The sequence below is a fragment of the Fusobacteriaceae bacterium genome, from assembly GCA_031272775.1.
In the GTDB taxonomy this organism is placed as follows: Bacteria; Fusobacteriota; Fusobacteriia; order Fusobacteriales; family Fusobacteriaceae; genus JAISST01.
This window is the reverse complement of record JAISTB010000027.1, coordinates 47,933-61,305: the sequence shown is the minus strand read 5'-3', so window position 1 is coordinate 61,305 and position 13,373 is coordinate 47,933. Positions and strand designations below refer to the sequence as shown.

The following is a 13,373-nucleotide window of genomic DNA, read 5'->3' as shown; positions in this document are numbered from 1 at the left end:
AGAATGTTTCGCTATCGTTGTTTAAACCCCATTTCCCAGCTGGGGCTGCGTCTGTTTACGGAAAAATATCGGGAAAACGCCGAAAACGCCGACGTGATCCTTGTGCGGAGCGCCGAAATGAAGGACTTTCCCTTCGATGAATCGTTGCTTGCCGTGGCCAGAGCCGGGGCGGGCGTAAACAATATCCCCGTTGACCGCTGTTCGGAAGCCGGGATCGTCGTCTTCAATACGCCGGGGGCCAACGCCAACGGCGTCAAGGAACTGGTTTTGAGCGGCTTGCTTTTAGCGTCCCGGGACATCCTCGGCGGCGTCCGTTGGGCCCTTTCGGAAAAAGACAACCCCGATCTGGAAAAATTGACAGAAAAACAGAAAAAGAACTTCGCGGGTTATGAGATCCAGGACAAAAAACTGGGCGTGATCGGTCTGGGAGCCGTCGGGGTCCTCGTGGCCAACGCCGCCATCAGTCTCGGGATGCAAGTCTACGGCTACGATCCCTATATGTCCGTCGACGCGGCCTGGAACCTCAACAAGAGCACAACCCACGTGAAGGATATCCATTATATCTTTACGAATTGCGATTTCATCACAGTCCATGTGCCGCTTTTGCCCGAAACGAAGCATTTGATCAACAAAGAAACGATAGACCTCATGAAACCGGGCGTTGTGATATTGAATTACGCGAGAGGCCCTCTCGTCAATTCCGCCGATATGGCGGAAGCCCTGCGATCCGGGAAAGTCCGGAAATATCTCTCGGATTTTCCGGAAGCGGAAATTCTGGCCGAGCCCAACGCCATTGTGACGCCGCATTTGGGCGCGTCCACGGAAGAATCCGAAGACAACTGCGCCATGATGGCCGTCCGGGAAGTCATGGATTTTCTCGAAAACGGGAACATCAAAAATTCCGTGAATCTGCCCGATTGCGATATGGGCGTCCCCACAAGGGACGGGCGCGTTTCCATCGTTTACAAGAACGTAAAAAACATGATCAGCCAGTTTACGGGAACCTTGGGCGATTCCGGCATCAACATCGACAACATGCTGAACAAAAGCAAAGGAAACTACGCCTACTGCATGTTTGACCTCGATTCCCCGGCGGAAGCTGACGTCATTGAGAAAATCAAAAAAATCCCGGGCGTTTTCAAGGTCCGCGTGATTAAATAATATTTGATGTAAATGATATTCACGTTTAAAAATTCGGAGGTACCCATGGCAGTGGTAAAAGCATTTGCGGCCGTCCGGCCGAGGCCGGACCTGGCGTCCCGTATCGCCGCGCTCCCCTATGACGTCTACAATACCGAAGAAGCGAGAACTGTCCTTGAAAAAGAACCCTTGTCTTTTTTGGGTATTGACAGGGCCGAGGCGCAGTTTGACCCGGAACGGAATATGGATCCCTACAGTCCCGAGGTTTACGAAAAAGCCCATGACACGCTGTGGGGCATGATCGCCCGGGGAGAATTTGTCTCCGACGAGCAACCGGCTTATTATATTTACCGGCTGACGATGAAGGGCCGGAGCCAGACCGGCATCGTGGGTTGCTCCTCCGTGGAGGATTATGAGAAAAACGTGATCCTGAAACACGAAAATACGCTCCGGGAAAAGGAGCAAGACAGGATCGTCCACATCGACACGCTGAACGCCCAGACGGGACCGATTTTTTTGGCGTACCCGCGCCATGAGGGGCTCGCGGACATTGTCGCCCGGGAGACCGCCAAAGAACCGCTCTACGACTTTACGAGCGACGACGGGATCCGACACGCCGTGTGGAAGATCGGCGATATCGACAGAGTTATCGCGATCCGGGAGGCTTTTCTGGAGATCCCCCACACCTATATCGCCGACGGTCACCACCGGGCGGCAAGCGCCGTTCGGGTCGCCGAAGAGCGAAGAAAAGCAAATAAGCGCCATACGGGGCGCGAGGAATACAACTATTTTCTGTCGGTATTGTTTCCCGACGACGAACTTTTGATTATGGACTACAATCGGGTCGTCAAGGACTTGAACGGACTTTCCGAAAGGGAATTTTTGGCGAAGATCGCCGCGGATTTTCCTGTGGAATCCGTGGAGGCCGATCCCGTGAAGCCCGATAAAAAAGGGATCATCGGCATGTACCTCGGCGGAAAATGGTATCGCCTGGCGATTTCCGACAAGATCAAATCCGCTGACCCCGTCAAGGGTCTCGACGTTTCTATTTTGCAGGATCACCTGCTGACGCCGGTCTTAGGCATAGGCGACCCCAAGACCGACAAGCGCATTGCCTTCGTGGGCGGGATCCGAGGCCTTTCGGAACTGGAACGACGGGTTCAGACCGATATGAAAATCGCCTTCGCCATGTATCCGACGTCCATCGCGGAGCTCTTCGCGACCGCCGACGCCGGTCTTCTGATGCCGCCCAAATCCACGTGGTTTGAGCCGAAACTGCGGAGCGGGCTTTTTATTCACAATATTTAGGAAGAAAATTCCTTGGAACCTTGTCCGCTGATCTCCGACAAAAACGTCGAGCCCAGGATCAGGATCCCCCCGATGATCTGGAGCGCGCTCAAGCGGTCGTGGAGCAGGACGATGGACAGCAGTATGGATACGATGGGGTCCATATAGCTGTAGATGGCGATCACGTCGCTTTTGAGTTTTTGCAGCAGCGCAAAGTAGGAAATATAGCAAAGCCCCGTATGCAAAACCCCCAGCATCAGCAACCAGATCACGGACCGCGCTTCCGCCCGGAACACCCGTATCCCGTAGGTCATATAAATATACGGAAACATGGTGATGACCGCCGAGATAAACTGGAACATGGTTGATTCGAGACTGGGGATTTTTTTGATTTTTTTGATCAAAATGATGAGCCCCGCGTAAAAGGCCGCCGCGAGGATCCCGAAACCGATTCCCGTCAAATGCCGCCCGTTCATGTCCCTCAGATTGGCCCCGACGAGAAAGCCCATGCCGACAAGAGCCGTCACGACAAAAATATACTTGCGCAGGGGGACTTTTTCCTTTAAGATCGGCGGCGACAGGATCAGCACAAAGACCGGCGCCATATAGTAGCAGAGCACCCCGTTTGAGATGGTCGTGTATTTGTAGGCCGCGAACAAAAACATCCAGTTGAGCCCCAGGACGAAGCCCGAGGCCAGGATCAAAATCCACTGTCCGTGCAGGGGGACGCGCCAGTCGCCGCGGCGTTTGACGAGAACGATGGTCGTAATGATGACCATGGCGATCACGCAGCGGTAAAAGGAGATTTCCCCGGGCTCAAGATCGATGTTGCGCACAAAGAGCCCCACGGTCCCGAATATGGCCATCACGAGGATGAATTTCAGTTTGTCGAGCATACCTCCCCCCGCTGACGCCCCGTCAGCTGATTGTGGCGTCCAGTTCGATGTCCGCTCCGGCCTCGATCAGGCGAATGCCGTTCTTTTTGTCTTCCGTACAGAGAAACATGCCCTGGGACAATTCCCCCTTGAGTTTGACCGTTTTGAGGTTCGCTACGGCAAGGACTTTTTTCCCCACCAGGGCCGCGGGTTCGGGATAATATTTCGCGATGCCCGAGACAATCTGCCGGATGTGGTCCCCGAAGCTCACCTTGAATTTGAGCAGCTTGTTGGAGCCTTCCACAGGGGTCGCCTCAAGGATTTCCGCGACGCGGAGCTCCACTTTCTTGAAGTCGTCGATATCGATCGCATTGTCGATCACAAGATCCGGGTTGAATTCTTTGGATTTTTTGAGCTTCCAGACCTCTTCCCGGTCAAGGCGCGGGAAAATCGGTTCGGGCTTGCCCAATTGATGACCGGTCGCAAGGAGCGCCCAGCCCTTGAGGTTTTCGACGCGATCGGCTTTGATGTCGGCCGCGACGCCCAGCTGGCGCCGGATTTTCTGGCCGGTTTCGGGCATAAAGGGGTAAATGACAAGAGCGATCTTGTACAGAGCGTTGACGAGGGTGTTCATGACCGTAGCCAGCCGTTCTTTTTGGGCGGCGTCTTTCGCCAAAATCCAGGGCGCGGTCTCGTCGATATATTTATTCAGGCGACCGATAAAGCGCCAGATGCTTTCGAGGGCCTTGGAAAACTGGGCGATATCCATGTTTTCCTCATATTCCTGTAGGCATTCGTCCCAGAGGGCGTAAATTTCCTCTTCAATGGGCGCCGCGGGGCCGCCCTGGGCCACGACGCCGCCGAAATATTTGTGGTACATGCCGAGGCTCCGGTTCAGGAGATTGCCCAGATCATTGGAGAGTTCGGCGTTGAATCGTGTAATAATGCTGTCTGTGGAATAATCGCCGTCGTTTCCGAACTGCACTTCCCTGAGCATGTAATAGCGGAAAGCGTCGACGCCGTAGATTTTCGTCTCTTCATAGGGATCGACGACATTGCCCCGGGACTTGGACATCTTCTCCCCTTCGGAGGTCCACCAGCCGTGGGCGATGACGCTTGTGGGCGGCTCCTCTCCGGCCGCGAAGAGGATGCAGGGCCAGATGATCGCGTGGAAGCGGATGATGTCCTTGCCGACCATGTTGCAATGCTGGCCGATTGTCCAGTATTTTTTGAACATTTCCGGATTGTTTTCATAGCCGACGGCCGTGATGTAGTTCACGAGGGCGTCAAACCAGACGTAGGTGATGTGTCCGGGCGCGAAGGTAATCGGGATCCCCCAGGTAAAGGTATTTCGGGAGATGGACAGATCCTGCAGGCCCTGTTTGACAAACTGGATGACTTCGTTCCGCTTGGAGCGGGGCAGGATGAAGTCCGGGTGCTCGTCGATGTATTGGAGCAGCCGTTCCTGATATTTGGACATACGGAAAAAATAGGATTCTTCCTTGATGAGCCGGAGTTTTTTGCCGCAGCTGGGGCAGCAGTCGTCGCCGACAATCTGGTTTTCCGGGACGAAGGTCTCGCAGGATACGCAGTATTTCCCCTCGTATTCGCCGAGATAGATGTCGCCTTTTTCCCAGACGAGATTCATGATCTTTTGCACGGACTTGATATGGCGTTCCTCCGTGGTCCGGATAAAGTCGTCATAGTCGATGTTGAGAAGCTTCCACATGGCCTTGAAACGCGGCACCATAATATCGCACCACTCGATGGGCGTATAGCCCTTTTCTTTCGCGGTCTCTTCGACCTTTTGCCCGTGTTCGTCGGTCCCCGTCAGGAAGCGGACGTCATAACCCATGATTTTCTTGTATCTCGCCAGCGTGTCGCAGGCGATGGTGGTGTAGGCGGTCCCCACATGGGGGTCGCCGTTGACGTAGTAAATCGGCGTTGTGATAAAAAAACTTTTGCTCATTCCGTATATCCTCCTTGATTCTTCACAGATATTCTATTCGATTGATTCAATTTTCCGCCAAATACCGCTCCGCCCGGGCGTCCAAGGCCGTGATGGCCTCCTGGGTCCTGAGGGTCAGCGCTTCGAGATCGGCCTCATCTGCGGGGAGAATGGGTCTCCCGATGATACAGACCGCCTTGCTAAAGGGTAGCGGAATCTGGAAGCGGTCCCAGGTCTTTTTCAGCGTCAGTTTTCTTTTGTAGGCGCCGCCCAGCGGGAGAACGGGGCTACCGGTCTTTTCCGCGATATAGAGGAGCCCCGGTTTGGCCGATTCAGCCGGACCTCTGGGCCCGTCCAGGGGGGTCCCTATGCTGTATCCCCTTTTGATGTGTCGCATGAGCCCCATGAGGCCGTAGACGGAATTTTCCCCCGAAGAGCCCCGGATCGTGACAAAGCCCATCTTCTCAAGGGCCACCGAGATCAGCTCCCCGTCTTTGGAAGGACTCACGAGAACGGCGCGCCGCGCAAAGCGGGCGCGGGTAGCGAGAACCGGGATCAGGAGCCTCCTGTGCCAAAAGGAGACGATATAGCCCCTTTCGTTGAGGTCCGCCGACGATTCGTCGATAATTTTCATTCTGAGGGTCAGGGCAAGAATTTTCAGAATACAAAACAAAATTCCACCGATCACCCGGTACTTTCTTTTTTCATTCATAAGCGGCTCCAAAATAAGAACTCTGAAATATTATAGCACAAATTTCGTTTCGATGCCACCGGAAAATCCGGTTTTTTCTTTTTTTGACGGAAAAATGAATCATATCGATTTTATACGATTAAGATATATTTCATATATGATCGGACAAAAAATAATTTCAAATATGAATTTCCATTCTTTGCAAAAATGTAGTATACTATAGATAAGGGAAGGTTCCGAACAGATTATACGAAATAATGACATATACTTCGATTTTGGAACATGTCTTATCATTCATTCGGAAGTGAGCGTGAAATGTCGGAAAAAAGACCCATCGGTCTCTTTGATTCCGGGGTCGGCGGTCTCAGCGTACTCAAAGAAGTCGTGAAGCTCCTGCCCAACGAGGACGTCATTTATTACGGCGACAGCGGAAACGCCCCCTACGGCGAGCGCGAAGGGGAAGACATCCGCCGTCTCTGCTTCGGCATCATGGATTTCCTTATTGAAAAAAACTGCAAAGTCATCGTGATCGCCTGCAATACGGCGGTAGCGGCGGCTTATGACGATATACGGGAGCGCTACGGCATCCCCACGGTGGATGTCGTGAGTCCGGGCGCGAGAGGGGCCCTTGGGGCCACAAAATCAAAAAAAATCGGCGTATTTTCGACGCCCTTTACGGCAAAATCCGATATTTACGCCCAAAAGATCAAGGCAATCGATCCCTCGGCCCGAGTGTTCCAGGAAGGCTGCCGGGAATTCGTCCCCATGATCGAAAGCGGCTGGGAGATGTTTTCCGACCGGCGGGAGATCATCGCGAAGCATGTGAAAAATCTCCCCTCCGGGACCGATACGCTTGTCCTCGGTTGTACGCATTATCCGATTATCCGGGAGGATATCGCGTCGCTGTTTCACGGCATTATCGTGGATCCGGCCAAAGAGACGGCCTTTGCCCTGCAAGAGATCCTGCGGGAACTCCGCCTCGCCAATCCCAAAGAGACGCAAGGCGTCGTAGAATATTATGTCAGCGGGGATACCGAGGCTTTTCGAAAGATCGCCGACCGTTTTCTGGGCGTATCCATACCGGCGCCCACGGGAAAAAAAGTCAATTGAATATTCAATGAGATAAATTGAACAAACTTATTTTTATGGGTCTTTACCGCAGTTGCAAAAGGAGGTAGCATGAGTTACATCAAAGAAGTCTATGAAAATTTGGTCAAGAAATTTCCCGAGGAAAAAGAATTCCACCAGACCGCCAAAGAGGTGCTGGAATCTCTGGAGCAGGTCATAGCGGAAAATGAGGAATTGTATCGAAAAAACGCGCTTCTTGAGCGCCTCGTGGAGCCGGAGCGGGCCATCGTGTTCCGGGTTCCCTGGGAAGACGACAAGGGGCAGATCCATGTGAATACGGGCTACCGCGTGCAGTTCAACGGCGCCATCGGCCCTTACAAGGGCGGCCTGCGCTTTCATCCCGCGGTGAGACTGGGGACAATGAAATTCCTCGCCTTTGAGCAGACATTCAAAAATTCGCTGACGGGTCTTCCCATCGGCGGCGGCAAAGGGGGCTCGGACTTTGACCCCATCGGCAAATCGGACAATGAAATCAAGCGCTTTTGCGTTAGCTTTATGACGGAGCTCTACCGCCATATCGGACCCGACCGGGACGTCCCCGCCGGGGATCTGGGCGTGTCGGGCAAGGAAATCGGCTATCTTTTCGGTCAGTACAGAAGAATCCGGGGCTGCTATGAAAACGGCGTCATCACCGGCAAGGACCTGTCCTTCGGCGGGAGCAAAATCAGGCCCGAAGCCACGGGCTACGGCATCACGTATTTTCTGCAGGAAATGCTCAAAGACAGAGGGCAGGAACTCAAAGGAAAGACCGTCGCCATTTCCGGCTGCGGCAACGTCGCCTGGGGCGCGGCAAAGAAAATGACGGAACTGGGCGCGAAAGTCCTGACGCTGTCCGATCCCACGGGCTATGTCTTTTTCCCCGATGGGCTCGACAAGGCCAAAGTGGACTACATGCTCGAAGTCCGGGCGGGAAATCTCCCGATCGAAAATTTCGCGAAGAAATTCGGCGTCCGCTTTATTGCGAAAAAACGCCCCTGGGAACAGAAAGTCGACATCGCCGTTCCCTGCGCGACCCAGAATGAGCTCGACCTTGAAGACGCCAAAACCCTTCTGGCAAACGGCGCGGCCCTCGTCTGTGAAGGCTCCAACATGCCCTGTACGGCGGAAGCTCTCGAATATCTCGAGAAAAACGGCGTGGACGTAGGTCCTTCCAAGGCAGCCAACGCGGGCGGCGTGGCGGTTTCGGCCCTCGAGATGTCCCAGGACAGCATCCGCTACAGCTGGACCGAGGCCGAGGTCGAGGAAAAACTCCACGGCATCATGAGAGACATTTTCCGGCACTGTAAGGAAATGTGCGACAAATACAAGGTGTCCCTCGTTCAGGGGGCCAACATCGCCGGCTTCATGAAAGTGGCCGACGCCATGCTCAAACAAGGCAATTACTGATCTCACTATACATCATTTTTAACATTTTTACCGTAAGGTGAATAAGCTGAAAACTTTCAGGAAAGGTATTCGCGTATCTTTCCTGAAGGTTTATATAAAAACGTTCCGAGGAGGTGGACATCATAAAAATACTGTGTTATGGTGTGCGTGAAGTCGAGTTGCCGTTTTTCCTGGCAGCCGCGAAAAAATACAATCTGGAGATCGAATGCGTCAAGGAGTACCTCAATACCGAGGAGACGGCCCGTATGGCCAAGGGCTTTGACGGGGTGCTTGTCCGCGGCAATTGTTTCGTCAATGGACAGAATCTCAATATCTACAAAGAGTTGGGGATTCGCTACGTATTCACCCGTTCCGTGGGCGTGGATCACATCGATATTCCCTACGCCAAAAAACTGGGCTTCAAGCTGGCCTACGCGCCGGTGTATTCGCCCAACGCCATCGCGGAGCTGGCTGTCAATCTGGCGCTGATGCTGGCCCGGCACACGGCCTACATGGTGGAGCGTTCTTCCCGGAAGAATTTTGTCGTGGATTCCTATATGTTCTCCAAGGAGATCCGCAACTGCACGGTGGGCGTCATCGGCCTCGGCCGGATCGGCATGGTCGTGGCGCAACTCTTCAAGGGCTTCGGGGCCACGGTTGTGGGGCAGGACCTCTTCAAAAAAGAAGGCGTCGACCACATCCTGAGGGAGGTGGAATTGGACGAGCTCCTTGCGGTGAGCGACATCATTTCCATTCACGCGCCCTATATCAAGGAAAACGGGCGGGTTGTCACAAAAGAATTTATCGCGAAAATGAAAAAAGGCGCGATCCTGGTCAATGCCGGAAGAGGCGAATTGCAGGATCTTGACGCCTTGATTGAGGCCGTGGAATCGGGACATATCGCTGGTCTGGCCCTCGATGTCCTCGAGGACGAGTCCGAGATCTTCTTCAAAGACTTCAAAGGCGGGCCTCTCCCGAGGGAATCCTGGGAAAAGCTCGTGGCCCTCTACCCCCGGGTTCTCATTACCCCCCACGCGGGCGCCTATACCGACGAGGCCGTGAAGAATATGGTGGAGCTTTCCTTTGAGAACTTCATCGAATACGAGACGACCGGAGACTGCAAAAACAAAATCAAATAGGGAAATCGCTCCGTTTTTACTTGTTAATGATCCGGGCGAGCACCCCGTTAATGAAATCGGGCGTCTTTTCATCGCCGTAGCGCTTTGCAAGCTCTACGGCCTCGTCGACGACAATCTCGTAGGGGATTTCCTTTTGCAAGAGCTCGTAGACAGAGCAGAGAAAAAGCGCCCGCTCCACAAAGCCGATCCGGTCAAAGACCCAGCCGGTCATGTTTTGGTCGATGGTCTCGCGGATCTCTTTTTTCCGCGCTTTTATGCCGCCCAGATAGCTTTCGAGAAAGACCATGTCCTTTTCTCCAAATGGCGGCGCTTTTTCTCCGGCCTGGGCTTCCATTCGCTTCCTGAAGGCTTCCAGCGTCAAAAGCTCGTCCCCTTCAAGGAGTTCGTTTTCAAATAGCAGGTGAAACACGGTTTCCCTGAGTTTGCTTCTCCTCATAGCTTATTCCCCGTCTGTTTCCTCGGTGGGCAGATCCGGATTGATCGTTTCGTCCACGGGTTCTTCCACAGGCTCTTCTTTCTCTTCTTTGGGTTTTTTCCTGAACAAACCGAAAAATGACCGTCTTTCTTTTTTCGGCTCTTCGGGGATTTCTTCGGGTCCGCTCTCCGCGACGTCTTCCTGAGGCGGCGCCGTTTCCTTTACCGGTTCCGGCGCGGGTTCGGGCTTTTCGGCTCTTTCGTTTCTGTCCGCGTCGCGCTCATAGGCGGGCCGTTCGGTAATTTCATTGACGACGGCCGGTTCCTTGGCCGATTTATTGATAAATTTGGCGATCTTCACTTCCACTTCGCCGATATTGATGCCGATCTTGTCAGCCACTTCCCGCTTGATTTTGTTCTGGATATGAATGGATTTTTCGGCCACGTTGCCGTTGGTGGCCAGTTCGGTCTTGATCTTGATGTTGAATTTTCTGTCGTTCCGGATCGTTTCCACCTTGAGATTTTTGATGTCCTCATCCTGCCGCAGCGAGTCCCGCACGTAATCCGTGATGATCTGGGGCGATACGGTCACAACGCCGTCGGTGGTCCTGATCTCGTAGTTGTCTTCTTTTTTGCTCCGGATTCGGATCCGCCACAGGGCAAGGAAAAAATAGAGGACGGATGCGGCGAAGATGAAAATCCGCGTACAACGGGGCGTGATCGCGACAAATTTGCCCAAAACGCTTTGCAGAATATGGGGGGAGACCGACCAGAGCAGTCCCAGCAGGGATAAGATGAAAATCCCAACCCATGCGATAAAATAGATCAGTTTCCTTATCATAAAACAGCCTCCTCAATAGTTGTCCGGCGCACATGGGCAGAGGTCGCGCTCAGTCTTCCCCGCCTGTTTCCTCCGGATTGGATGATTCGTTTGTAATGGCTTCTTCTTTGGGTTCGTCGTCACTTTTGATCTTGACGTCCTGGACGTAGACGTTGACTTCGGCCACATTGAGCCCGCAGAGGTCGGAGATGGCCCCCAATACCGCCTGCTGAACCTCTTTGGCGACGACGGAAATGGGATGGCCGTATTCCACGATGATAAAGACCTCGACCTTGCAGTCCTTTTCCCCGATTTCCACTTTGATCCCGTTTGTCTGGCGCTTTTTGCCCAAAAATTTCATGCCGACTTCTTCGAGACCGCCGCCCGCCAGTTTATAGACGCCCTTGACGTCGCCCGCGGCCTTGGCGGCAATGGTTTTCACCACGTCATCCGCGATTTTGATATTTCCCAGTTCGCTCATACTACACCTCCGTAGATTCTTTCCGCGTGTTCAGAGATTTTTCTGTCTTTTCTCCATTATACAGCATAAAACGATATTCTGGCAAGTAAGATTTAACTTTTTGCGGAAAAATTTTCTTCAATGAAATTGGTCGAAGTTTTTCCCGCGAGGTAGAGATCATTGTTGAGGACGTCCAGATGGAAGGGGATCGTGGTCTCGATGCCCTCGATCACAAATTCCCCGAGAGCCCGCCGCATCTTGGCGATGGCCTCGTCGCGGTCCACGCCGTAGGTGATGAGCTTTCCGATCATGGAGTCGTACCAGGGGGAGATCTCATAGCCCTGGTAGGAGTGGGTGTCGACCCGGACGCCGTTTCCGCCCGGCAGGATGAATTTTTCCAGCACGCCCGGCGAGGGGAGAAAGTCGTTTTCCGGATCTTCGGCGTTGATCCTGCACTCGATGGCGTGCCCGGTCAGGACAATATCGCTCTGGTTGATGTTGAGCCTCGCCCCGGCCGCGATCTGGATCTGGAGCTTGATGATGTCAAGGCCTGTGATCATTTCCGTCACCGTATGCTCCACCTGGACCCGCGTATTCATCTCCATAAAGTAGAAGTCCCGGTCATGGTCCACGAGGAACTCCAGCGTCCCCGCAGAATCATAGCGGATGGCTTTAGCCAGCGCCACGGCCGCCATGCCCATTTTGTTGCGCATATCGGCGGGGAGCGAAAAGGCCGGGGCCTCCTCGATCAGCTTCTGATGCCGCCGCTGGATCGAACAATCCCGTTCGCCGAGGTAGATCACGTTCCCGTGGCTGTCGCCCAGGATTTGGATCTCGATATGGCGCGGATTGGCGAGATATTTTTCGATATAGACGTCGGGGTTTCCGAAAGCGGCGCCGGCCTCGCCCTGGGCCGCCAACATGGCGGGTTCCAGCTCTTCGGCGTTCCAGGCGATCCGCATGCCTTTGCCGCCGCCTCCGGCCGTGGCCTTGATCATAACGGGCCAGCCGATTTTTTCCTCAATCAGTTTTTCCGCCTCGGCGGGGGTTTTCACGATCCCCGTCCCGGGCGTTACCGGAACGCCGCAGGCGATGGCCGTGGCGCGGGCGGTGGCTTTGTCGCCCATTTTGGCGATACATTCGGCTCTCGGCCCGATAAAAGCGATGTGGTACATATCGCAAATTTCCGCGAATTGCGTATTTTCCGAGAGAAATCCGTAGCCCGGATGGATGGCGTCGGCGCCGGTGATCTCGGCGGCCGACATGATGCTGGGGATCTTGAGGTAGGAATCCTGGCCCGACATGCCGCCGAGGCAGATGGCTTCATCGGCGTAGCGCACATGGAGGCTGTCCCGGTCGGCTTCGGAATAGACGGCCACCGTGGCGATTCCCAACTCTTTGGCGGCGCGGATGATCCTGACCGCGATTTCGCCCCTGTTGGCGATCAATATTTTGCGAAACATATTACTCCCCCTCCCGGATCCGGAGCAGGATCCGTCCGTAGTCTACGGGCGCGCCGTTGGCGACGCAGATCTCGGCGATGGTTCCCGCGTATTCGGACTTGACGGTATTTTTGACGCCCAGCGTGATGATGTAGCCGATGGCGTCTCCGGCTTCGATGGTCTTACCGACCGCGATCCGCGAAGGCATTTCGGGCGTCTCATAAAAAAAGAGACCGATATTTTCGGAGCGGACGACTTTCGCGCCCATGTCCGGATTTCCCTTGTCTTTTTCCGTGGTTGTTTCTTTTTTGGCGGGCGCGGCGGCTTTTTCCTTCGGAGGAATCCCGCTTCCCTTGAGCGTGACCGAAAGATTACCCCCGGTATAGGAGAGTTCCGTCAGGTTCTTGTCCCGCATGATTTCCATGAGATCCTCAATGAGGTCCCGTTTCTCTTTTTTTTCCATTTTTCTCCCTTTCTTTTTTCCGGCAAATGAAAAATTGCAAGCCCTTTGCATATGGAGTATTATACCACGAATTCGAGGAAAGGTTAAGATTTTTTTGGCGGGACAAATTTTCCGCGTATTTCTTTCATAAAGCGGTAGACAAATCGAAAAAAGTGTTGTATTTTAGTATTGAAGGGTTTGTTATGGAATAAAATCCGCAAA

At 53.7% G+C, this 13,373-nt stretch carries 13 protein-coding genes; 5 read left to right on the top strand and 8 right to left on the bottom strand.

Annotated elements, in window-relative coordinates:
- Positions 1 to 3: 3 nt before the first annotated feature.
- Both LBQ97_06790 and LBQ97_06785 read left to right on the top strand, forming a co-directional pair.
- A complete protein-coding gene (locus tag LBQ97_06790) occupies positions 4 to 1,161 on the top strand; it encodes a phosphoglycerate dehydrogenase (GenBank protein MDR1832418.1) in 1,158 nt (385 codons plus the stop codon).
- A 45-nt stretch (positions 1,162 to 1,206) separates the two neighbouring features.
- Positions 1,207 to 2,448, top strand: a complete 1,242-nt coding sequence (locus tag LBQ97_06785; GenBank protein ID MDR1832417.1) for a DUF1015 family protein — start codon at positions 1,207 to 1,209, stop codon at positions 2,446 to 2,448.
- Here LBQ97_06785 and LBQ97_06780 read toward each other — a convergent pair.
- Genes LBQ97_06780 through LBQ97_06770 form a run of 3 tightly spaced genes read right to left on the bottom strand, consistent with a single transcriptional unit; the run spans position 2,445 to position 5,962 of the window.
- Positions 2,445 to 3,323, bottom strand: coding sequence for a DMT family transporter (locus tag LBQ97_06780; GenBank protein MDR1832416.1), 879 nt, complete (start codon positions 3,321 to 3,323; stop codon positions 2,445 to 2,447). The genes LBQ97_06785 and LBQ97_06780 overlap by 4 nt on opposite strands.
- 22 nt (positions 3,324 to 3,345) lie before the next feature.
- On the bottom strand, positions 3,346 to 5,271 hold the full coding sequence (metG, locus tag LBQ97_06775; protein ID MDR1832415.1) for a methionine--tRNA ligase: 1,926 nt from the start codon (positions 5,269 to 5,271) through the stop codon (positions 3,346 to 3,348).
- 46 nt (positions 5,272 to 5,317) lie between these two features.
- Positions 5,318 to 5,962 carry a lysophospholipid acyltransferase family protein gene (locus LBQ97_06770; protein MDR1832414.1) on the bottom strand — a complete coding sequence of 215 codons (645 nt, stop codon included), beginning with the start codon at positions 5,960 to 5,962 and terminating at the stop codon, positions 5,318 to 5,320.
- A gap of 294 nt (positions 5,963 to 6,256) precedes the next feature.
- Between LBQ97_06770 and murI the strand changes: the two genes are divergently transcribed.
- The 3 genes from murI (at position 6,257) to LBQ97_06755 (ending at position 9,573) form a co-directional block, all read left to right on the top strand.
- Positions 6,257 to 7,051 carry a glutamate racemase gene (murI, locus tag LBQ97_06765; GenBank protein ID MDR1832413.1) on the top strand — a complete coding sequence of 265 codons (795 nt, stop codon included), beginning with the start codon at positions 6,257 to 6,259 and terminating at the stop codon, positions 7,049 to 7,051.
- A 69-nt stretch (positions 7,052 to 7,120) separates the two neighbouring features.
- The gene (gene gdhA, locus LBQ97_06760; protein MDR1832412.1) at positions 7,121 to 8,455 is read left to right on the top strand and encodes an NADP-specific glutamate dehydrogenase; all 1,335 of its coding nucleotides are present in this window, start codon (positions 7,121 to 7,123) and stop codon (positions 8,453 to 8,455) included.
- 122 nt (positions 8,456 to 8,577) lie between these two features.
- The gene (locus LBQ97_06755) at positions 8,578 to 9,573 is read left to right on the top strand and encodes a lactate dehydrogenase (protein ID MDR1832411.1); all 996 of its coding nucleotides are present in this window, start codon (positions 8,578 to 8,580) and stop codon (positions 9,571 to 9,573) included.
- A 16-nt stretch (positions 9,574 to 9,589) separates the two neighbouring features.
- Here LBQ97_06755 and nusB read toward each other — a convergent pair whose 3' ends face one another.
- The 5 genes from nusB to LBQ97_06730 form a co-directional block, all read right to left on the bottom strand.
- Positions 9,590 to 10,009 (bottom strand): transcription antitermination factor NusB, encoded by a 420-nt coding sequence (gene nusB / locus LBQ97_06750; protein MDR1832410.1) that lies wholly within the window; start codon positions 10,007 to 10,009, stop codon positions 9,590 to 9,592.
- Between the two features lie 3 nt (positions 10,010 to 10,012).
- Positions 10,013 to 10,828: an alkaline shock response membrane anchor protein AmaP gene (gene amaP, locus LBQ97_06745; protein MDR1832409.1), complete on the bottom strand. Its 816-nt coding sequence runs from the start codon at positions 10,826 to 10,828 to the stop codon at positions 10,013 to 10,015.
- A 49-nt stretch (positions 10,829 to 10,877) separates the two neighbouring features.
- Positions 10,878 to 11,288: an Asp23/Gls24 family envelope stress response protein gene (locus LBQ97_06740; GenBank protein MDR1832408.1), complete on the bottom strand. Its 411-nt coding sequence runs from the start codon at positions 11,286 to 11,288 to the stop codon at positions 10,878 to 10,880.
- 92 nt (positions 11,289 to 11,380) lie between these two features.
- Positions 11,381 to 12,730, bottom strand: coding sequence for an acetyl-CoA carboxylase biotin carboxylase subunit (accC, locus tag LBQ97_06735; GenBank protein MDR1832407.1), 1,350 nt, complete (start codon positions 12,728 to 12,730; stop codon positions 11,381 to 11,383).
- A gap of 1 nt (position 12,731) precedes the next feature.
- A complete protein-coding gene (locus LBQ97_06730; GenBank protein ID MDR1832406.1) occupies positions 12,732 to 13,172 on the bottom strand; it encodes a hypothetical protein in 441 nt (146 codons plus the stop codon).
- Positions 13,173 to 13,373: the final 201 nt, after the last annotated feature.